Origin of the sequence: Acinetobacter halotolerans, from assembly GCF_004208515.1 — a bacterium.
Classification (GTDB): domain Bacteria; phylum Pseudomonadota; class Gammaproteobacteria; order Pseudomonadales; family Moraxellaceae; genus Acinetobacter; species Acinetobacter halotolerans.
Genome location: NZ_SGIM01000003.1, coordinates 195,988 through 216,641 on the forward strand (window position 1 = coordinate 195,988; position 20,654 = coordinate 216,641).

At 42.1% G+C, this 20,654-nt stretch carries 15 protein-coding genes; 6 read left to right on the forward strand and 9 right to left on the reverse strand.

Annotated elements, in window-relative coordinates; genetic code table 11:
- Nucleotides 1-11 precede the first annotated feature (11 nt).
- Nucleotides 12-3,482, reverse strand: coding sequence for an indolepyruvate ferredoxin oxidoreductase family protein (locus tag EXE30_RS05070; RefSeq protein WP_130161472.1), 3,471 nt, complete (start codon nt 3,480-3,482; stop codon nt 12-14).
- A gap of 204 nt (nt 3,483-3,686) precedes the next feature.
- Here EXE30_RS05070 and EXE30_RS05075 point away from each other — a divergent pair, with 204 nt between their 5' ends.
- Nucleotides 3,687-4,643, forward strand: coding sequence for a LysR family transcriptional regulator (locus EXE30_RS05075; RefSeq protein ID WP_130161473.1), 957 nt, complete (start codon nt 3,687-3,689; stop codon nt 4,641-4,643).
- Nucleotides 4,644-4,769: 126 nt separating this feature from the next.
- On the opposite strand, the gene EXE30_RS05080 is transcribed toward EXE30_RS05075, so the two are convergent.
- From EXE30_RS05080 to EXE30_RS05100, 5 genes are read right to left on the reverse strand one after another with little or no spacing between them, the layout of a single operon-like run.
- The gene (locus tag EXE30_RS05080; RefSeq protein WP_130161474.1) at nt 4,770-5,672 is read right to left on the reverse strand and encodes a hydroxymethylglutaryl-CoA lyase; all 903 of its coding nucleotides are present in this window, start codon (nt 5,670-5,672) and stop codon (nt 4,770-4,772) included.
- Entirely contained in the window at nt 5,669-7,660 is a 1,992-nt protein-coding gene (locus EXE30_RS05085) for an acetyl/propionyl/methylcrotonyl-CoA carboxylase subunit alpha (protein WP_130161475.1), read from the reverse strand. Before EXE30_RS05085 ends, EXE30_RS05080 begins: the two co-directional genes overlap by 4 nt.
- Nucleotides 7,661-7,671: 11 nt before the next feature.
- A complete protein-coding gene (locus EXE30_RS05090) occupies nt 7,672-8,475 on the reverse strand; it encodes an enoyl-CoA hydratase/isomerase family protein (protein ID WP_130161476.1) in 804 nt (267 codons plus the stop codon).
- 10 nt (nt 8,476-8,485) lie between these two features.
- Nucleotides 8,486-10,087, reverse strand: coding sequence for a carboxyl transferase domain-containing protein (locus EXE30_RS05095; RefSeq protein ID WP_130161477.1), 1,602 nt, complete (start codon nt 10,085-10,087; stop codon nt 8,486-8,488).
- 24 nt (nt 10,088-10,111) lie between these two features.
- A complete protein-coding gene (locus tag EXE30_RS05100; RefSeq protein WP_004671138.1) occupies nt 10,112-11,284 on the reverse strand; it encodes an isovaleryl-CoA dehydrogenase in 1,173 nt (390 codons plus the stop codon).
- Nucleotides 11,285-11,429: 145 nt separating this feature from the next.
- Between EXE30_RS05100 and EXE30_RS05105 the strand changes: the two genes are divergently transcribed.
- The 5 genes from EXE30_RS05105 (at nt 11,430) to EXE30_RS05125 (ending at nt 17,646) form a co-directional block, all read left to right on the forward strand.
- The gene (locus EXE30_RS05105; RefSeq protein ID WP_004671136.1) at nt 11,430-12,047 is read left to right on the forward strand and encodes a TetR/AcrR family transcriptional regulator; all 618 of its coding nucleotides are present in this window, start codon (nt 11,430-11,432) and stop codon (nt 12,045-12,047) included.
- 104 nt (nt 12,048-12,151) lie between these two features.
- Nucleotides 12,152-13,846, forward strand: a complete 1,695-nt coding sequence (locus EXE30_RS05110; RefSeq protein WP_130161478.1) for an AMP-binding protein — start codon at nt 12,152-12,154, stop codon at nt 13,844-13,846.
- A 67-nt stretch (nt 13,847-13,913) separates the two neighbouring features.
- A complete protein-coding gene (locus EXE30_RS05115; RefSeq protein ID WP_130161479.1) occupies nt 13,914-14,618 on the forward strand; it encodes a class I SAM-dependent methyltransferase in 705 nt (234 codons plus the stop codon).
- A 291-nt stretch (nt 14,619-14,909) separates the two neighbouring features.
- Nucleotides 14,910-16,187 carry a DcaP family trimeric outer membrane transporter gene (locus EXE30_RS05120; RefSeq protein ID WP_130161480.1) on the forward strand — a complete coding sequence of 426 codons (1,278 nt, stop codon included), beginning with the start codon at nt 14,910-14,912 and terminating at the stop codon, nt 16,185-16,187.
- A 94-nt stretch (nt 16,188-16,281) separates the two neighbouring features.
- The gene (locus EXE30_RS05125; protein ID WP_130161481.1) at nt 16,282-17,646 is read left to right on the forward strand and encodes an MFS transporter; all 1,365 of its coding nucleotides are present in this window, start codon (nt 16,282-16,284) and stop codon (nt 17,644-17,646) included.
- A gap of 181 nt (nt 17,647-17,827) precedes the next feature.
- On the opposite strand, the gene EXE30_RS05130 is transcribed toward EXE30_RS05125, so the two are convergent.
- The 3 genes from EXE30_RS05130 to EXE30_RS05140 form a co-directional block, all read right to left on the reverse strand.
- Nucleotides 17,828-19,000 (reverse strand): thiolase family protein, encoded by a 1,173-nt coding sequence (locus EXE30_RS05130; protein WP_130161482.1) that lies wholly within the window; start codon nt 18,998-19,000, stop codon nt 17,828-17,830.
- Nucleotides 19,001-19,074: 74 nt separating this feature from the next.
- Complete coding sequence (locus EXE30_RS05135) at nt 19,075-19,722, reverse strand: 3-oxoacid CoA-transferase subunit B (protein ID WP_130161483.1); 648 nt, start codon at nt 19,720-19,722, stop codon at nt 19,075-19,077.
- 1 nt (nt 19,723) lies between these two features.
- Entirely contained in the window at nt 19,724-20,428 is a 705-nt protein-coding gene (locus EXE30_RS05140; RefSeq protein ID WP_121929368.1) for a CoA transferase subunit A, read from the reverse strand.
- Nucleotides 20,429-20,654: the final 226 nt, after the last annotated feature.

Consider the following 20,654-nt stretch of genomic DNA (forward strand, 5'->3'; position numbering starts at 1 on the left):
TTTCTATTTCCTTATTTTTTGAGTGCTAATGACAACTCATCCCAACGTTGCATCGCTGTTTGCATGGCTTGGGTTTTAATATGACCAAAGCCACGTACTTCTACAGGTAACTGAGCAATTTCCTCAGCGACAGTTAAGTTATAGTTTTCAGGTGAAGCAATCAGTGCTTCAACAAATGCGATATAACGATCACGCCAAGCCTGTTCACGTCTGCGTTCTTCATGACGTGCAAATGGATCGAGGAAGGTTTCCCGAAGCAACTGCAAACGAGCCAGCAACATCATTGGGAAACGAATCCAGTATCCGAAAGCACGCTTACGAATATTTTGATCAGCACCTAAAGTCGGTGGAGCAAGATGGTAAGTTAAGCGTAAGCCTTTACCAAAATGGGTTTCAATCGACTCTTTGAATTTTTTACCTGTCAAAAGACGAGCGACTTCATATTCATCTTTATAGGCCATGACGCGATACAGTTGTGTGGCAATGGTCGCGGTCAATTCTTCTGGCAATGTTTTTGATGCTTGTTCGACCAAGCTACGATACTTCATTGCATAGGCTTCATTCCAATAGTCAACCAAACGCGCTGAACGATCCTCGATTAATTCAGCCAATGTTTCAGGCTTTTTAGTTTTTTGCATGGCTGCAAGCAAGCGTGGCGCTAAACTTGGATCACTCGCAAGATGGCATCCAATGCGGAAAGCTTCTAGATTCTTCTCCACGGCAGTGCCATTGAGTTGAATTGCTTTTTCAATGCTTTGACGTAATAACGGTATACGACCTGATTGCCATGCCATACCCAGTAATAATTGATTTGTAAAAATGGCATCACCGAGCACTAAAGTTGCGATGCGTGTCGCAGATAGTGATACTAGTGTGCCTTTGTGGGTACGACCACGTAGTCGATCAACTAAGTCACTGATTGGTGCATACCAGTCACGTGACTCGATAAAGTCAGAAGTTGGGGAAGAATCTTCATTCACGATCACCACAGCATCTTCTTTTAAACGAGAAAGTGCTGCGCCACCACCAGCCACCACGGCATCTGCGCCGATTAAAAGATCACATTGACCGGCTGGGATTTTGGTTGAAGAAATTTGATCATCAGAATTTGCTACTTGGATATAGGAATAAACCGTACCACCTTTTTGAGCCAGTCCAGCCATATCCATCACGCGTGTAGCTTTGCCTTCTAGATGCGCGGCCATACCAAGTAGGGCACCGATCGTCACTACACCTGTACCGCCAACACCACCCACCATAATGCGACTTGGCACATCATCAAGCACGGGAATTACTGGTGTTTCTGGCCAGCCTGCAGCGATGCCTTCAAATTTCTCAGGACGTTTCATGTCGCGAGTATGCACAGTGACAAAGCTTGGGCAGAAACCCTCAACACAAGAAAAGTCTTTGTTACAGGTACTTTGGTTGATCTGGCGTTTTGTTCCCAGTGCTGTTTCTACAGTTTCAATGGATAAACAGTTCGACTTTTTAGAACAATCACCACAGCTTTCACATATATCCGTATTGATATAGATACGTTCTGCTGGATCAGGATAGGCATCACGTTTACGACGACGGCGTTTTTCACTGGCACAGGTTTGTACATAAATTAGCGCAGTAACACCTGAAATATCACGTAATTGACGTTGAACCGCATCTAGTTCATTTCGGTGGTAGATTTCCACATTTGGCGCAATTTCTTCTTCTGCATGAATCAATTCGGGTTCATCTGTGACAATCACCTGTTTTTTTATGCCTTCAGCAGCTAACTGTCTGGTCAGTTGCGCAACACTTAAATGTCCATCGACATGTTGCCCACCAGTCATGGCAACTGCATCGTTGTAGAGAATTTTGTAGGTAATATTAATTTTTGCGGCAATCGCTTGGCGAATCGCCAGATAGCCTGAATGGAAATAGGTACCATCACCGAGATTTGCAAAAATATGTTTTTCATTGGTGAAATGCGATGCACCCGCCCAACTAACACCTTCGCCACCCATTTGAGAATATGTTTCTGTACCACGATCAAGTGAGACCGCAATATAGTGGCAACCAATACCACCTAGCGCACGACTACCTTCAGGCAGTGTGGTTGAGGTGTTATGCGGACAGCCACTACAGAAATAAGGTTTGCGCTCAGCAAGATCAATTACACGGCGAGATTCTTGTTCTGCTTTATGTAATAAGTCCGCTTTATTCTGAATTTGCGTTCTTAACGCTTCTGGTAAATCGAGTCCTAAGAATCGAGCAGCTAGCATCTTAGCAATTGGTTCAGGCTGGAATTCATAATGACCAATGAGTGGTGCATCTTCGATCGATGTACTCCATTCACCTTTGCCATCACAGGCTTTACCAATCACGCGAGGGCGTTTGTCATCTGGCAGAGAATAGAGCTCATCTTTGATTTGGGATTCTAGAATTGGGCGTTTTTCTTCGACCACGATCAGCTCTTGTAAACCTTCAGCAAACTCGCGAATGCCTTGAGGTTCTAAAGGCCAAATCAATTCAACCTGATAAACACGTAATCCAAGTTGTTCAGCCGCTTCACCTTCAATCCCTAAAATACGTAATGCCTCAATCGTATCTAAATAGGCTTTGCCACTGGCAGCGATTCCGATACGCGCATTTTTGCATGGCAAAGTCACACGGTTCAATTTATTGGCGCGTGCATAAGCCAATACCGCAGGTAGGCGATATTTATAGAGTCGTTCTTCTTGTTGTATGCCATGATCTGGCCAACGGATATTGACACCACCCTCAGGAAATTCGACATCTTCTGGGATAATGGGTGTTACGCGGTCTAGTCCGACCTTGACTGAAGCAGAGGTTTCTACAATTTCACTCACCAGTTTCATCGATGTCCAAACGCCTGAAAAACGAGACATCGCAACAGCATGCACACCCAGATCAAGAATATGTTGCACTGATGTTGGATAGAAAATAGGAATACCACAGCCAATCATGACATGTTCGGATTGATGCGGAACAGTAGAAGACTTACAGGAATGGTCATCGCCAAATAGAGCAACAACACCACCATGTTCAGACGTACCGGCTAGATTGGCATGGCGAAGTACATCACCAGAACGATCAACACCAGGACCTTTACCGTACCACCATGAGGTGACGCCATCATATTTACCTTGGCCCGCGAGGTTGGCTTGTTGAGTGCCCCAAATTGCAGTCGCAGCTAAATCTTCATTTACACCTGGTTGAAAGACCACATCATGATCTTTAAGTAAACCGCCTATTTGCCAAAGGAAACTATCGTAATTACCCACAGGGGAACCGCGATAACCAGATATAAAACCTGCAGTTTGATAACCGTTTAAAGTATCCCGACGTGTCTGAGCAAGGGGCAAACGAACCAATGCCTGAATACCAGTCATATAAGCAGTACCGTCATCGCTTATATATTTATCCTCAAGGGACACATCCTTTGTAGCAATCATTCTTGGAGTAAATTTTGTAGCTATATTCATTTATGTCTCCTTAGTATTTTTAGTCGTTCGTGCGACTTTCTTTTCTCAACATCCGAGTTGAAGCTTGGAGCAATTGACATACGAAAAATTAAAATGGGCTGAGCGTCTTTGAAAAAGGGCTGGCTCAATGTATGTACATATTTACCATTGTGGATGATCTAAACTGGTGCAACAATGCGTAATTTAGGAAAAGATATTTACGTTATGCGCAAAAATCACGAGGGCGGACTGTTGCATGCAATGCATGCTTTCCTGAAAGTGATCGACAGTGGGAGTTTTACCGCAGCAGCTGAGCAGATGGATCTGACCACAGCACAGGTCTCACGTTTGATCAGTGAGTTGGAAACACGCTTAGGAATTAAATTACTGCAACGCTCTACCAGACAGCATGCGTTGACCGATATTGGTGCAACTTACGCAGAACGCTGTCGACAAGTAATTGCAATGATTGATGAGGCAGAGGCGGAGGCAACGGGGACAGCAACAAAGCCAAAAGGTCGATTACGTATCTTGAGTATGGCAAGTTTTGGTCATTACTACGTTGCACCAGTCATGGCAGAGTTCTGTAGAACTTACCCTGAGCTGACTATTGAATATCGTACGTCTCAAAATGCCCCTGATCTTTTAGCGAAAGGGATTGATGTCAGTCTTTATCTCACTGAATCTTTGACAGATTCAAGATTTGTTTCACGTCGTATAGGTACTATATTTTCAGTGCTCTGTGCATCACCGAGGTATTTGAAAAAACATGGCATTCCTCAGTCACCAGATGATTTGCATGAGCATGCCTGTTTACGTTTAGTGAATCCATCCATCACAGCACAATGGCATCTGGTCAGTAAAAGTAGTTGCTCTTATCAAATTGATATTACGGGACAATTAATTGCAGATACGCCAGAGTTATTGTTAGATATGGTTCAACAAGATATGGGGATCGCGCTTTTACCCATGTTTACGGTAATCGAGGCTGTTCGTGCGGGGCGACTTTGTCACATTTTGCCAGATTGGCGTTCTCCAGATATTGGCGTTTATACCTTATTACCATCCCGACATTTTATTGATGCCAAAACACGGGCATGGTTAGACTGGGTAGAACAGCATATTGCCCCAAAAATAGAGGCGGATACCTCTTATTTTTATCAATTAACCCATATCGACTAAGTCTTTATCAGGAAATAAAAACGGCCAATAAAATGCTTCATAATTAAAAAGTGAGAAAATAATAAGATTCAAATGCTCCTTCAACATTTAATTGTGGAGCATTGATTCAACCGTGATTAACGTTATTTATGCGCAATGTTGCTGCAAATAGGTATTGGCATAGCTTGATAAATTTTTTCGATTCAGGGCCTTATTGATATTTTGGCTTGCTCTCATCAATTTCTCTAAATTAATTCCAGTTTCATATCCAATATGAGACAACAGATAATATAGATCTTCGGTGGCGACATTGCCTGATGCGCCTTTGGCATAGGGACAACCACCAAGCCCAGCAAGAGACGAATCAAAAATACGGATACCTTGTTGCAAAGACTGATAGATATTAGCGATTGCCATGCCGTAGGTATTATGAAAATGCCCAGCCAAGACGTTGCTATCCAGTTCAGCTAAGCAGGCTTGCCAAACTTTTTGAACACGGTCTGGTGTCGCTGTACCAATGGTTTCACCCAAAGAAATCTCATAACAGCCCATGTCATAGAGCCGTTTAACCACGCTAAGCACTTGTTTAGGATCTATTGCACCTTCATAAGGGCAATCTACCATACAAGAGACATAACCACGGACACGAACATTATGTGTCTTGGCAGCTTGGAAAATTTCAGAAAACCGTTCTAAACTTTCATCAATCGAACAGTTAATATTTTTTTGGGTAAAACGATCAGAAGCCGCGGTAAATACCGCAACTTCTTTACAGCCAACTGCAAGCGCTGCTTCAAAGCCTTTGAGATTCGGCGTCAGCAAACTCAAGTTTAAGTCAGCGCGTTGCGGCAGCAGTTTATATAACTCATCACTTTGCGCCATCTGCGGAACCCATTTAGCCGAAACGCAAGAACCCACTTCAATTGATTTCAAGCCAGCATCAATCAGGTCGCTAATGAAATTGAAGCGTTGTTCTATGGTCAAGGGCTGCTTTTCGTTTTGTAGTCCATCACGCGGTCCAACTTCCACGATTTTGACAAATTCACTCATGCAACTTCCTCCTCAGCAGCTTGGAACTCCACAAGTTCATCACCGACTTTAACTTGATCGCCGACTTGGAAATAAGCATCCACAATCACACCATCTTTCGGTGCACGGATGGTATATTCCATTTTCATCGCTTCCAATGTCATGAGAATATCGTCTTTTTTCACCGTATGATTCGCACCCACAAGTAGCTGGGTCACTACACCCGGCATAGGCGCTTTCAAGTGTCCTTGTTCAGCTTGACTGTCCGCCTGATTAAAGTCTTTACGAATATAATCAAACTTATAGCTTTGCCCTGTATGGAACAAAGTAATGCCTTGTGAACTTCGATTAAATGCGAGTCTTTGCTGAGTTGCATTGATTTGGATTGAAGCGCTATGTTGATCAATGAGTTCACCAGAGATATGGAAAGTTTGATCATTAAATTCTGCGTTAAAACCTTGTTGAGCCGCGACGAACTTTATCTGAATATTTTGATTTAAATAATTCAGTTTAATACTGTGTTGATAAGCAACATTTAGACGCCACAACGGTTGTGCTTGCCAAAGTTGTTTTTGACTAGAGTGATTGTTGTCGAGTTTACTTAAAAACTCGATAAATGCGGTTGCCACTACCAGTTCAGGTTTGATGTGCGCAGGACTAAACAAGAACTGTTCTTCTCGATGAATCAGATTGGTATCCAGCTTGGCTTGTTTAAAGGAATCACAGCGTACAATCTTTTCTAGAAAGGCTATGTTATTGCCTAAGCCATCGACATGAAATTGACTCAGTGCATGTTGCATTTGAATCAAAGCTGCTTCACGGTTTTTACCCCATACAATCAACTTGGCAATCATTGGATCATAGAAGGTGGTAATTTCATCACCTTCAACAATCCCACTGTCTACGCGCACGTATTGGTTTTGAGTTGGGTAACGAAGATAGTCAATTTTACCGATTGCAGGTAAAAATCCCTTTTCAGGTTCTTCAGCGTAGATACGTGCTTCCAAAGCATGTCCATGAATTTGTAATTCATGCTGTAGTTTTGGCAAAGGTTCACCATCAGCAACACGAAGTTGCCATTCTACTAAATCTTCACCTGTAATCATTTCAGTGACAGGGTGTTCGACTTGGAGACGAGTATTCATTTCCATGAAATAGGCTGTACCGTCTTGCTCGACAATAAACTCCACCGTACCTGCACCGACATAATCCACCGCACGTGCAGCATCAATTGCAGCTTGACGCATGGCATCCAGTTTATCGCTTGGCATTTGTGGAGCAGGTGCTTCCTCTAGCACTTTTTGATGACGACGTTGTACCGAACAATCACGTTCAAACAAATGTACATAGTTGCCGTGCATGTCACCAAATACTTGCACTTCAATATGCCGTGGTTGAATCACATAACGCTCAATGAGGACATCATCATTACCAAAGCTTGATTTAGCCTCTCGTTTACACGAGGCAAGGGCATGTAGGAAATCTTCGCTGCGTTCCACCAAACTCATCCCTTTACCACCACCACCAGCACTGGCTTTGATCAACACTGGATAGCCAATCTCATCAGCTTGCTGTTTTAAAAACTCAGCATCTTGATTGGTACCGTGATAACCCGGTGTTAAAGGTACACCTGCTTTTTCCATCAAAGCTTTAGAGGTTGCTTTTAAGCCCATGGCTAAGATGGCATCGACGGGAGGGCCAATAAAGCAAATATTGTGTTGTTGGCAAGCAAGGGCAAACTGGTCATTTTCAGAAAGAAAACCATAGCCAGGGTGAATGGCTTGGCTGCCAGTATCAATCGCCGCTTGAATAATACGGTCAGCTTGTAAATAACTTTGCGTTGCAGGAGATTGACCGATATAAATCGCTTCATCGGCAAGTTTGACATGCTGTGCATTCGCATCAGCATCTGAATACACCGCAACCGTTGCAATACCCAATTTTTTCGCTGTACGAATCACGCGACAAGCAATCTCACCACGGTTCGCAATTAAAATCTTTTCAAACATTTTGGTCGTCCTTAATTGTTGTTATTGGAATTTGAAATCCATGCAGGAGATTGTTTATTTAGAAAGGCATTTAAACCTGCTTTTGCCTCACTACCTTGACGGACTTGTGCAATATGCTGTGCAGTCTGCTGAAGCAAGAGATCATTCATACTTTGATTGCTGACCATTTGAATCAATTGTTTCGATGCGGCCTGAGCGTGTGGACCACCAAGTAATAATGCATCAATAATCTCTTGAACCTTTTTATCTAAATCTTCCGCATCCGCAATTTCATGTGCCAAGCCAATTTGTTTGGCTACACGTGCTGAGATACGTTCAGCGGTTAAGAAATAGCGTGAAGCTTGTCTTGCTCCAATCGCACGAATCACATAAGGGCTAATCGTAGAAGGTGCAAGTCCCAAACGGACTTCAGAAGTTGCAAATTTCGCATCGGTACTGGCAATACAAATATCACAAGCCGAGGCAAGCCCCATACCACCGCCAAAGGCGATGCCATGAATCCGAGCAATCGTTGGTTGTTTTAGTGTTGCAAGCGCATCAAGCATCTGCGCGAGTTTCATCGCATCAGCTTCATTTTCTGCTGAAGAGGCTTGACCAGCCTGTTTCATCCAGTTGAGATCTGCACCTGCAGAAAAGCTTTTGCCACGTCCAGCCAAAACCACCACTCGAATATCATCACGACTATTTAAGGTCTTAAAGCAAGCATGTAATTCTTCAATCACCGTTGTATTGAAAGCATTGTGTAGCTCTGGTCGATTTAGCCACACAAATGCCACCTGATCGTGTTGTTCCAGTTGTAAAAATTGATAGCTCATAAAACACCTCTTACATGCGGAACACGCCGAATTTGGTTGGTTGAATCGGTGCATTCATGGCTGCTGCAAGGCTCAATCCAAGCACTTGACGTGTTTGAGCAGGATCAATCACACCATCATCCCATAGGCGGGCAGAGGCATAGTAAGGATGACCTTGACGTTCGTACTGATCACGAATCGGTTGCTTAAATTCATCTTCTTGTTGTGCTGACCATTCTGCGCCTTTTTGCTCAATCTGATCACGCTTCAAGGTTGAAAGTACGCTGGCTGCTTGTTCACCGCCCATCACAGAAATACGGGAGTTCGGCCATGTCCATAAAAAGCGTGGTGAATAAGCACGGCCACACATACCATAGTTACCTGCTCCAAATGAACCACCAATAATTAAAGTCAGTTTAGGGACATTTGCCGTTGCAACTGCCATCACCAGTTTGGCACCATGTTTCGCAATGCCTTCATTTTCATATTGGCGACCCACCATAAAGCCTGTGATATTTTGAATAAATAGCAAAGGAATGTTGCGTTGGGTACATAACTCAATAAAGTGCGCACCTTTTTGTGCAGACTCAGAAAATAAGATCCCATTATTGGCAATAATCCCCACTGGCATGCCGTATAGAGACGCAAAGCCAGTGATTAGGGTTGAACCAAAACGCGCTTTAAATTCATCAAAACGTGAGCCATCAACAATACGAGCAATCACTTCACGTACATCAAATGGTTTACGTGCGTCACTTGGTACGACACCGTATAGCTCTTTGGCATCAAATAGTGGCTCATCAATCTGCTTGTTTAAGTCATTTGGCTTTTTATTTAGATTTGCAACGATATTCCGTGCAATCGCAATTGCATGTTCATCGTTTTCTGCCAAATGATCCGCAACACCTGAAAGACGGGTATGCACATCACCACCACCCAAATCGTCACTACTCACAACTTCACCAGTAGCAGCTTTTACAAGTGGTGGACCACCCAAGAAAATCGTGCCTTGATTACGTACAATGATGGTTTCATCTGACATTGCAGGAACATAAGCACCACCTGCGGTACAGCTCCCCATTACCACAGCAATCTGGGCGATACCTTGGCTCGACATACGTGCTTGATTGTAAAAAATACGACCAAAATGATCACGATCTGGGAACACCTGATCTTGCATAGGTAAATATGCACCACCAGAATCGACCAGATAGATACAAGGTAAATGGTTCTGCTCAGCAATTTCTTGCGCACGTAAATGCTTTTTGACAGTGAGGGGATAATAAGTCCCACCTTTGACTGTGGCATCATTGGCAACGATCATGCACGTCACACCATTGACCTGTCCAATACCAGCAATGACTCCAGCAGCAGGGATGTCATCCTCATAAACCTTGTACGCAGCAAGTTGTCCGATTTCTAAAAAGGCAGTACCCACATCGATCAGTTGATCAATACGTTCACGAGGAAGTAATTTTCCACGCGCCAAATGCTTTTGACGGGCATTTTCTCCACCACCTAAAGCGATAGACTGGGCAACTTGGGTTAAATCATTGACCAAGCTTTGCATAGCCTGCTGATTGGTTTTGAAGTCTTCACTTCTGACATTAATTTTGCTTTGTAATTGATTCATACGATGCATCCTAATTTATCGTTATTATTTGGTCTCATTAAACAATTCACGGCCGATCAACATACGACGAATTTCAGATGTGCCCGCACCAATTTCATAAAGTTTCGCATCACGCCATAGACGACCTGCAGGGAACTCATTGATATAACCATTTCCACCTAAGCTTTGAATCGTTTCACCCGCCATCCATGTGGCTTTTTCGGCTGCATAGAGAATGGCACTTGCGGCATCTTTGCGTAAGCTACGGTCATGATCGGCTTTGTCACAAGCGGCACCTACTGCATAGACCAACGCTTTACATGCCAACCAAGTCGAGTACATGTCTGCTAGCTTGCCTTGCATTAACTGAAACTCACCTAATGCTTGTCCAAATTGTTCACGTTGATGCAAATATGGAATCACCACGTCCATACACGCATCCATAATCCCGAGTGGACCCGCACTTAATACTGCACGTTCATAATCCAAACCGCTCATCAGGACTTTTGTTCCATTACCAACACCACCGAGTACGTTTTCAACGGGCACTTCAACATTGTCAAAAAACAGCGGATAAGTGTTAGAACCACGCATTCCAAGTTTGTCTAAATGATGACCATGACTAAAACCTTTCATATCTTTTTCAATTAAAAAGGCTGTCATACCTTTCGCACCCGCATGAGGATCTGTTTTCGCATAGACCACGAGTACATCTGCATCACCACCATTGGTGATCCACATTTTTGAACCATTTAAAACAAAATGATCACCTTTTTGCTCAGCGCGTAATTTCATGCTGACCACATCCGAACCCGCATTTGGCTCAGACATTGCTAAAGCACCAACGAAATCACCAGAAATTAGCTTAGGTAAATACTTCTGTTTTTGTTGTTCGCTTCCGTTACGGTTAATTTGATTGATACATAAGTTAGAATGAGCACCGTAAGAAAGCCCGATGGCTGCTGAAGCGCGAGAAATTTCTTGCATGACAATGATATGAGCAAGATAGCCAAGATTGGTGCCACCATATTCTTCGGAAACCGTTAAGCCGAATAAACCCATATCGCCAAACTTTTTCCAAAGATGAGCAGGGAATATATTGTCTTGATCAACTTGTTGAGCAATTGGTGCGATTTCTTTTGCACAAAATGCGGCAACTGAATCTTGTAGTGCAATGAGTGTTTCATCGAGGCCAAAATTCAAGCTACGTAGGTTCATTGTGTTCATCCCATTGGTTATATTTGTTGTTCCATAAGCATTCTTGTAGGTGCTTAGGAAGTACCATACAATGATTTTTTAAAAAAGTGAATAGAGATTCATAAAATGATTTACAATTCACTTTATTTGTTAGAGAATAAAATTTATGAGCTATAAACGATCATCTTTAATGCAAGAGCGAATGGAGCAAAATCGTAAGGCGATTTTGAGTTCGGCGAGAAAATTAATTTCAGAAGGAGGCTTTAAAGACGCGCAGATACAAACAATTGCTGAGCAAGCAGGCGTTTCAAGTGGTCTGGTTTATCGCTACTTTGACAATAAAAGTCAGGTGCTGATTGAAGTTTTGTCAGAAGCCATCAATACCGAACTTTTGGTGATTGATGCAATCACAGAAAGTGATCTGACTGCAGAACATAAATTGCACAAGGCCGTTGCGACTTTCGTCAAACGAGCATTGAACAGTCCGCAGCTTGCGTATTCACTTATGTTTGAACCCGTTGACTCTTCGGTTGAACATGAGCGTTTTCGGGTTAAGCAGTTGATTAAACAGAGTGTGATTAAAATCCTTGCGGATGGAAATGCAAGTGGTGAGTTTGTGTTGGAAGACCTAAATACCACGGCACTGTGTGTGGTTGGTGCCATGACTTTTGTGGTGGTCGAGCCTTTAGACCCAGCTCAACATACAAAGTTTGATCAGCAACACAAGGACTATTTTTCAAAACAGATTGCTGACTTTTGTGTGGATGCCGTACGGAAAAAGTAGAGCATGCACAACCTGTAAAATTACAAAATAGGCAGATTGAAGAGTAGTTGCAGTAACAACAATTAGAGCGAAGAGAATTACAAAGAATCAAGGAGAATGATTCAATGCAACACGTACAGTTAAGCTATGCCTCTGGGCCAAGTTCGCAACCCCTGTTGGGGATGACGATCGGAGAGAAATTTGACCAAGCTTGTCAGCAATATGCTGAGCAAGAGGCGATTGTGAGTTCGCATCAGAACAGACGGTTAACCTATAAACAACTACATGATGAAGTGAATGCATTTGCATGCCGTTTGCTTCAACTTGGTTTGAAAAAAGGTGACCGATTAGCGATTTGGTCTCCAAACTGTGTGGAATGGACAGTCACTCAGTTTGCTGCTTTTAAAGCAGGGATTATTTTAGTCAATCTAAATCCAGCCTATAAAAGTCATGAACTCGAATATGTGTTGAATAAAGTCTCATGTAAGGGACTGATCATCGCATCACAGTTCAAAACCACAGATTACCAAGAACTGCTCACGAGAATCGCACCGGAGATCAGCTTCTGTACGGATAAAATCATTCATTCCGAACGACTGCCATTCTTAAAATTTGTGATCAAAATTGATGAGCAGCAACACGTAGGAATTCACCGTTTTTGTGATCTTGTCGTCGCACCGACACAAGAACAGCTCGAACAATTACAGTTAGTCGCGCAACAACTGCAATTTGATGAAACCATTAATATCCAGTTTACATCAGGCACAACAGGCAATCCGAAAGGCACGATGCTCACCCACCATAACATTTTAAATAATGGTTATTTTGTCGGTGAGGGCATTGGTTTAACCCCACAGGATAAAGTCTGCATCTCTGTACCACTATTTCATTGTTTTGGCATGGTGATGGGAAATTTAGCCTGTATCACACATGGATCGACGATGGTGTATCCGTCTGCAGTGTTTAATCCATTAGAAACACTCAAAACCATTCACAAAGAACGTTGCACAGCTGCCTACGGCGTACCGACCATGTTCATTGCCACACTGGAGCATGAACAGTTTGATGAATTTGATCTATCAAGTCTGCGTACTGGCATTATGGCAGGCAGCCCATGCCCACGTGAAATCATGCAACGTGTGATTGATCGGATGCATATGTCAGAAATCACCATTTGCTATGGCATGACAGAAACTTCTCCCGTCAGTGTACAAAGTTCGGTGAGTGACACCATCGATAAACGCGTTAGCACTGTTGGTCATGTCCACCCACATGTTGAAATCAAAATCGTCGATCCAGAAGGACAAATCGTTCCTCAGGGAACTTTAGGCGAATTATGTGTCCGTGGTTATTCAGTGATGGCAGGTTATTGGGGCGAAGAAGAAAAAACCCGTGAAGTAATCGATGCTGCCGGCTGGATGCATACGGGTGATATCGCGGAAATGGATGCTGATGGCTTTGTCAAAATCAAAGGACGTATAAAAGATGTGGTGATACGTGGCGGTGAAAATCTATTTCCAAAAGAAATAGAAGACTTTTTGTATACCCATCCTGATATCAGCGATGTTCAAGTCATTGGTTTACCAGACACTCGCTATGGTGAGGAGCTGTGTGCCTGCATCATTCTACACGAGCATCATCAGAGCGATGAAGATGGTATCCGTAGCTTCTGTAAAGCACATATTTCTCATAATAAAGTGCCACGTTATGTCAAATTCTTTAATGAATTTCCAATGACGGCGTCAGGCAAAGCGCAGAAGTTTAAATTACAAGAAATTATGCGTGCTGAGCTTAATTTAACAGGAACGGTATTCGACTAAATGATGTTTTACATGAGCGAGAAAAAACACCATTTTAAAAGTCGTAACAGTAAAGGATAAAACAAAAATGGCAAAAGATTTTAATAGCCCGAAAGTTGTTGAAGAATATGATCAGCATATCCGTAAATTAATTCCGGGTTATGAAATCATCCATCAACAGGTGGATGCCATTTTACAATCAACATTACCACCACACGCACATATCTTAATTGTTGGCTGTGGCACAGGCTATGAACTGGAATATCTACTCAAAAGGCATCCGAGTTGGGAATTTACAGCAGTCGATCCCTCATTAAGCATGCTTGAAAAAGCCCAGAAACTGGTTGCTGATTTAGGTCGATCTGCCCAAGTAAGATTTGTACATGGTGAAACATCTGTTTTACCTGATCATGCCTATTTTGATGCTGCACTTTCTATTTTGGTTGCTCATTTTATTGCTGATGAAAATAAGCCCACTTTTTTTAGCGAGATCTATGATCACTTAAAAGAAGATGGGATCTTGCTGACCTACGATTTAATGACTTGTACAGACCCTCAGCAGCTTCAAGCATTACGTTATGTATGCTTGGCACAAGGCTTGACGGAAGTGCAATGTCAAAAAATGTTAGAACGAATGGCGCAAGAGTTTTTTACGCTTTCCTTCGCTGACTATCAGCAATTGCTCCACGGCACAGGCTTTACGGATGTGCATTCCTATAGCCAAATTTTAATGTATCAAGGATTGATCGCGCAGAAAAAGAGGCGTCAAACGTTTTCTGCACAAGCATCCTAAACAAGGGCTTGCGTCTATGATGGAATAAATATTAAAGGACTCATTTAAACTTATTTTTTACCAAATGGTGAACAGCGACTTTTATAGCCGCTGCTAGATCTTTTTGTCCTAAAAAAAGAACAAGTTTATCAATATCAGTATTTTAAAGGAGGTGAAAACCAAATAAATCAATGTATTAATGCTTTAAAACAAAAAATGCGATGCAGTCATGGTTTCTGCAAAGGATACAACGCAAACAAATAGCGATCTTAAAACGGTATTTAAGATCAAAAAAGAAGGAAACTTATTTTAATGAAAAAGTTCATACTAACGGTGCAAAAAAGCGTGCTGACGCTGTCCATTGTGGCAGTCATGTCATCTGCTCATGCAGCTTCGGAGAGTGCCGAAATTGCACAGCTTCGCCAAGAAGTACAAGAGTTAAGAGCAATGTTGCAACATTATGTACAGCAACCTGCATCGGCACAGCCAGCAAACAATCTAAACACAGCAGCCACTCCAGTAACCCAGCAAACGCTGACACCTAAACTAAAATCTGGTGCAGAAGTTAGTCTATATGGTTATATCCGTGCCGATGCGTCTTATCAAGCGAAAGGCGCGTCCACGATGTACAACAATATCAGTGGTGTACCACTCAAAGGTACAGCGGAAGCAGCACAACAAAAAGATCGTTTACATTCAACTGCCAATGTCTCACGCATAGGACTCAATTTCACCACACCAACAGCGGCAGGCGATGTGGGCGGAAAATTAGAAATGGATTTCTTTGGTGGCGCTTCACGCGATCAGTTCCGTATTCGTCATGCCTATCTTACTTTGGATAAATGGTTGATTGGTCAGACTTGGTCTACCTTTATCGCACCTGAATACTATCCTGAAACGATTGATGCTGCGACCTATGTGGGCGGTGCATTACAACGCTCTCCGTTAGTACGCTATAGCGATTCATTATCTGCAAATACCAGCTTTGCCTTATCGGTTGAAGATCCAAAATACACAGCCACATCTGATCCTGAAAATAAAATGCGTTTGCCCGCATTTGTTGGGCGCGTAAATCATAAGTTTGAAAATGGTTCAATGCTATCTGGGCGTAGCTTTGTGGCTGAGAAGAAAACCAGCAATGATGATGAATGGGCGTGGGGCATTGGCATCGGGGGCAAATATCAGCTCAGTCCAAAAACCTTTTTAAAGGCGGATTATAACCACATCAAAGGAGATGGACGTTTCTTGATGTGGACGAATAGTAGTTATGCCATTGATGATCAAAACAACATCCAAACGAATGAATTTGATTCCATTTCGACAGGGATTACCCACCAATTCACTTCGCAGTTCCGTTCGACTTTGGGTTATGGCTATATGAAGGCCAAAGACGATAACGCATTTGCGCGTATCCATAAAAATAACCCAGCTCAAAATAAAGAACTATGGCAAGGCTGGATTAACGGCATGTACAACCCATACAAGCCGATTACTTTGGGGATGGAATATGTCTATGGCGAGCGAGAAACATTTGATGGTCGTTCAGGGGCAGATAGCCGTATTAATATGATGGCGAGTTATGATTTTTAATTTAAATAAAACCTTGAATAATATTGTTTTTCTTTAAGGTGCATTATGCCGTTTTAAATATGATGGAAAAATTATCTCATTGAGGAGATGCAGAATGACAACATCTACAGTTAATGTAAATGCAGTAATTGACCAAGCAAAATTTACCCCTTTTCACTGGAGCATTTTGCTTTGGTGTTTATTGATTATTATTTTTGATGGTTATGACCTTGTGATTTATGGCGTGGTATTGCCACTATTGATGCAAGAGTGGTCACTGACCTCAGTCCAAGCAGGAATGCTAGCCAGTACCGCATTATGCGGCATGATGTTTGGGGCAATGTTGTTTGGTGCTTTGGCAGACAAAATTGGTCGAAAAAATGTAATTTTAATTTGTGTCACTTTATTCAGCGGTTTTACCTTTTTAGGAGCTTTTGCTTCCAATCCATTTGAGTTTGGTATTTTACGCTTTTTGGCGGGGTTAGGGATTGGCGGAGTGATGCCAAATCTAGTTGCGCTCACGTCTGAATATGCACCAAAACGCATCCGCAGTACCTTAGTCGGCACTATGTTTAGTGGTTATGCGATCGGGGGGATTCTCTCAGCATTGATTGGGAGTTATCTGGTCGAAAGTCAAGGATGGCAAATCATGTTTTTGATTGCAGGTATTCCTTTGCTTTTATTACCTGTGATGTGGAAGTTTTTGCCTGAATCTTTAACTTTTTTGGTTAAAACAGGGAAAACTGAACAGGCGCAGAACATTATTCAAAAAATCTCACCTGAACAAGCGATTACCCGTAATACGAAACTAATGCTAAATGAAGAAAATATTCCAACAGGTAGCTCAGTCAAAGGATTATTTCAACAAGGTCGTGCCTTTAATACACTGATGTTTTGGGTATTATTCTTTATGTGCCTACTAATGGTATATGCCTTAAGCAGTTGGTTACCTAAACTGATGCTTGCAGCAGGGTATTCACTCGGAAAGAGTATTTTATTCCTACTCGCTCTAAATGTCGGCGCAATGATTGGTTCGATTGGCGGTGGTATTCTTTCAGATAAATTCCATTTGAAACCAGTAATTCTAAGTATGCTCATGGCAGGCGTTGCGGCACTCATTGGTTTAGGATTTAACTCACCAGCCTATGTTTTATATGGTTTAGTGACCGTTGCAGGTGCTGCGACCATTGGTACCTCAATTCTTCTTTATAGCTATGTTGCCCAATATTATCCATTAAGCGTGCGTTCTACAGGAATCGGTTGTGCTTCTGGTGTTGGTCGAATAGGTGCAATCGTGGGACCTATTTTGACAGGTATGTTATTGACATTAAACTTACCGCACACTATGAATTTTGTGATGATTTCTATTCCAGCGATGATTGCAATCTGTGCGATTTTAAGCCTAAAACGTCATAAATTTGATGAAGAACAACAGGTAGAAGAAGTAAAAGCTAATTTAACTGAATCGGGTAATGCTTAACTTGGTTTTTTGATGATTATTCAAATACTAAAGGCACATCGGAAAATTTGATGTGCCTTTTTATTTAAGGCACGATCCAAAATCTTATAGGTTTTAAAGATAAATATTTTAAAAGATTTCAATTTTATACAGATAAAAAAATGCACCTCTTGTCTGAGATGCATTTTTGATTTTTTGAAACTTAAATTTCGATAGCCACAGCAGTTGCTTCACCACCACCGATACACAGTGCAGCAACACCTTTCTTTTTACCTAAACGCTTTAAAGCGTAGATCAATGAAAGAATAATACGTGAACCTGTAGCACCAATTGGATGACCTAAAGCGCAAGCACCACCATGAATGTTGACTTTGGTTTCATCAATACCCAACTCATGAATAGGTGCCATTGCTACCATCGCAAATGCTTCATTGATTTCCCATGCATCGACATCCTCAACTGACCAGCCAGCACGATCAAGTACTTTTTGAATCGCGCCAATAGGGGCTACAGTAAATTCACTTGGATGCTGTGAGTGGCTTGAAGTCGCCACAATTTTAGCCAAAACATTTAAACCATTTGCTTGTGCATAGTCTTCAGTCGAGAGCACCAAAGCTGCAGCACCGTCAGAAATAGAACTAGCATTTGCTGCGGTAATCGTACCGTCTTTACTAAAAGCAGGGCGTAACGTTGGGATCTTTTCAAGATTTGCTTTATGTGGTTGCTCATCTTGATCAACAAGCTCGACACCCTTACGAGTCTTGACTTCAACAGCAACGATTTCTTCTTTGAAATATCCTTCGGTGATCGCTGTCTGTGCTTTTTTCAGTGAAGAAATTGCAAAGTTATCCATCTGCTCACGGCTATAGCCTTTGGTATTTGCCATATCTTGTGCAAAAGAACCCATCAAACGACCCGTTTCAGCATCTTCTAAACCATCCAAGAACATATGATCTTTGACCTCGCCATGACCCATACGGTAGCCACCACGAGCTTTAGGCAGGATATACGGCGCATTGCTCATCGATTCCATGCCACCAGCAACCACGATATTTGCGCTGCCTGCTTTAAGTGTATCCGAAGCGATTAATACCGCTTTCATCGCAGAACCACATAGTTTATTGATCGTGACTGCACCAACATGATCAGGAACATCAGCTTTACGCATCGCTTGGCGAGCAGGACCTTGACCAATACCAGCACTCAATACACAACCAAAAATCACTTCATCAACTTGTTCAGGTCGAATACCTGCACGTTGAATAGATTCACGAATCACAGCAGCACCCAACTCAGGTGCTGTTAAAGCGGATAGACTACCCTGAAAACCGCCCATCGCGGTACGACTACCTGAAACGATAACAATAGAACTCATTTTTAATATCTCTTGAAAATTTATGTTGTGATAAAACTGCTCTAGTTGGACCCAGAGCAGAACATTCGATCAAATCAAGCAACTAAGGATTTATTAAAAATTAAAGGTACACCTGTAACAGCGCGTATTTGCTCAAGTGTCACATCTTTCGCCAGTTCAATCAGCTCAACACCTTGTGGTGTAATATCCATTACACCCAAGTCGGTGATGATGCGATGTACCACGCCTTGACCTGTTAAAGGAAGACTACAATTCGGCACGATTTTTGGCGTACCATCTTTTGCACAGTGTTCCATCAGAACCACAACTTTCTGTACACCGACAACCAAATCCATTGCACCGCCCATACCTTTGACTTTCTTGCCAGGGATCATCCAGTTGGCCAAGTCACCTTGTTCAGAAACTTCCATTGCCCCTAAGATTGCAATATTGACATGACCGCCACGGATCATGGCGAAAGATTCAGAACTAGAGAAAAAAGCTGCGCCAGCACGTGCTGTAATGGTTTGCTTTCCAGCATTGATCAGATCAGCATCGACCGTATCTTCAGTTGGGAAAGCGTCAATACCGAGCAAACCATTTTCAGACTGCAACCAAACATTCATATTTTCCGGAATATAATTGGCAACAAGGGTAGGTAAGCCGATTCCCAAATTTACATAAAAGCCATCTTCAAGTTCTTTTGCAGCACGTTGTGCCATTTCATTACGTGACCAAGCCATTTTAAACTGCCTCCGTGCTTAAGGTTTTTTGTTCGATACGTTTTTCAGGTGATGCATTGAGTACAATACGATTTACATAGATGCCTGCCAAATGGATCTCATCTGGATCTAATTCACCAATTTCGACAACATGTTCAACTTCGGCGATGGTGATTTTCCCAGCCATTGCACACTCAGGATTAAAGTTCTGCGCGGTTTTACGGAACACCAAATTACCTGCTTTGTCTGCTTTGTAGGCTTTCACAAGAGAAACATCGGCAGTCAGTGATTCTTCTAAAATATAATTTTTGCCTTTGAAATTTCGCTGTTCTTTACCTTCAGCGATCAATGTGCCTACACCTGTTTGGGTATAGAAAGCAGGAATCCCTGCACCACCAGCACGTAATTTCTCAGCCAAAGTACCTTGTGGGGTAAGTTCGACTTCAAGTTCACCATTGAGATATTGACGTTCAAATTCTTTATTTTCTCCTACATAAGAGGAGATCATTTTTTTGATTTGTTTTGTTTGCAGTAAAATCCCTAAACCAAAGTCATCCACACCTGCATTATTAGAAATACAAGTCAGACCGGTTGCACCGCTTTGTTTAACCGCCACAATTAATTTTTCAGGAATTCCGCATAAACCAAAACCACCTACAGCAAGTGTTTGGTTATTGGCAATCACATCTTTAAGCGCTGCCTCCGCGCTGCTATAAACCTTATTCATTCTCTTGTTTTCCTACTATCCCTTAGTGATTTAGTTTTAGCACTTGGTTTAGAGGTATAGAAGTTGATTTTTCTTAAGGATTAATGAGGAAAATTAATAAATAATAATTTAAATGGCATATTTTGACTTGTTATAATCTAATTAAATACAACCATCCAATTGATTTACATTGTAATTAATAAAAATAAGCGACAATTTGATTAGAAGTTGAATGACTCAGTAATTA

Excerpts from the sequence above, each read along its gene's own strand:
- EXE30_RS05115 (WP_130161479.1), top strand. The coding sequence starts at position 13,914 with ATGGCAAAAGATTTTAATAGCCCGAAAGTTGTTGAAGAATATGATCAG.
- EXE30_RS05135 (WP_130161483.1), bottom strand. The coding sequence starts at position 19,722 with ATGGCTTGGTCACGTAATGAAATGGCACAACGTGCTGCAAAAGAACTT.
- EXE30_RS05075 (WP_130161473.1), top strand. The coding sequence starts at position 3,687 with ATGCGCAAAAATCACGAGGGCGGACTGTTGCATGCAATGCATGCTTTC.
- EXE30_RS05125 (WP_130161481.1), top strand. The coding sequence starts at position 16,282 with ATGACAACATCTACAGTTAATGTAAATGCAGTAATTGACCAAGCAAAA.
- EXE30_RS05100 (WP_004671138.1), bottom strand. The coding sequence starts at position 11,284 with ATGAACCTACGTAGCTTGAATTTTGGCCTCGATGAAACACTCATTGCA.
- EXE30_RS05090 (WP_130161476.1), bottom strand. The coding sequence starts at position 8,475 with ATGAGCTATCAATTTTTACAACTGGAACAACACGATCAGGTGGCATTT.
- EXE30_RS05080 (WP_130161474.1), bottom strand. The coding sequence starts at position 5,672 with ATGAGTGAATTTGTCAAAATCGTGGAAGTTGGACCGCGTGATGGACTA.
- EXE30_RS05110 (WP_130161478.1), top strand. The coding sequence starts at position 12,152 with ATGCAACACGTACAGTTAAGCTATGCCTCTGGGCCAAGTTCGCAACCC.
- EXE30_RS05095 (WP_130161477.1), bottom strand. The coding sequence starts at position 10,087 with ATGAATCAATTACAAAGCAAAATTAATGTCAGAAGTGAAGACTTCAAA.
- EXE30_RS05120 (WP_130161480.1), top strand. The coding sequence starts at position 14,910 with ATGAAAAAGTTCATACTAACGGTGCAAAAAAGCGTGCTGACGCTGTCC.
- EXE30_RS05140 (WP_121929368.1), bottom strand. The coding sequence starts at position 20,428 with ATGAATAAGGTTTATAGCAGCGCGGAGGCAGCGCTTAAAGATGTGATT.
- EXE30_RS05130 (WP_130161482.1), bottom strand. The coding sequence starts at position 19,000 with ATGAGTTCTATTGTTATCGTTTCAGGTAGTCGTACCGCGATGGGCGGT.
- EXE30_RS05105 (WP_004671136.1), top strand. The coding sequence starts at position 11,430 with ATGAGCTATAAACGATCATCTTTAATGCAAGAGCGAATGGAGCAAAAT.
- EXE30_RS05070 (WP_130161472.1), bottom strand. The coding sequence starts at position 3,482 with ATGAATATAGCTACAAAATTTACTCCAAGAATGATTGCTACAAAGGAT.
- EXE30_RS05085 (WP_130161475.1), bottom strand. The coding sequence starts at position 7,660 with ATGTTTGAAAAGATTTTAATTGCGAACCGTGGTGAGATTGCTTGTCGC.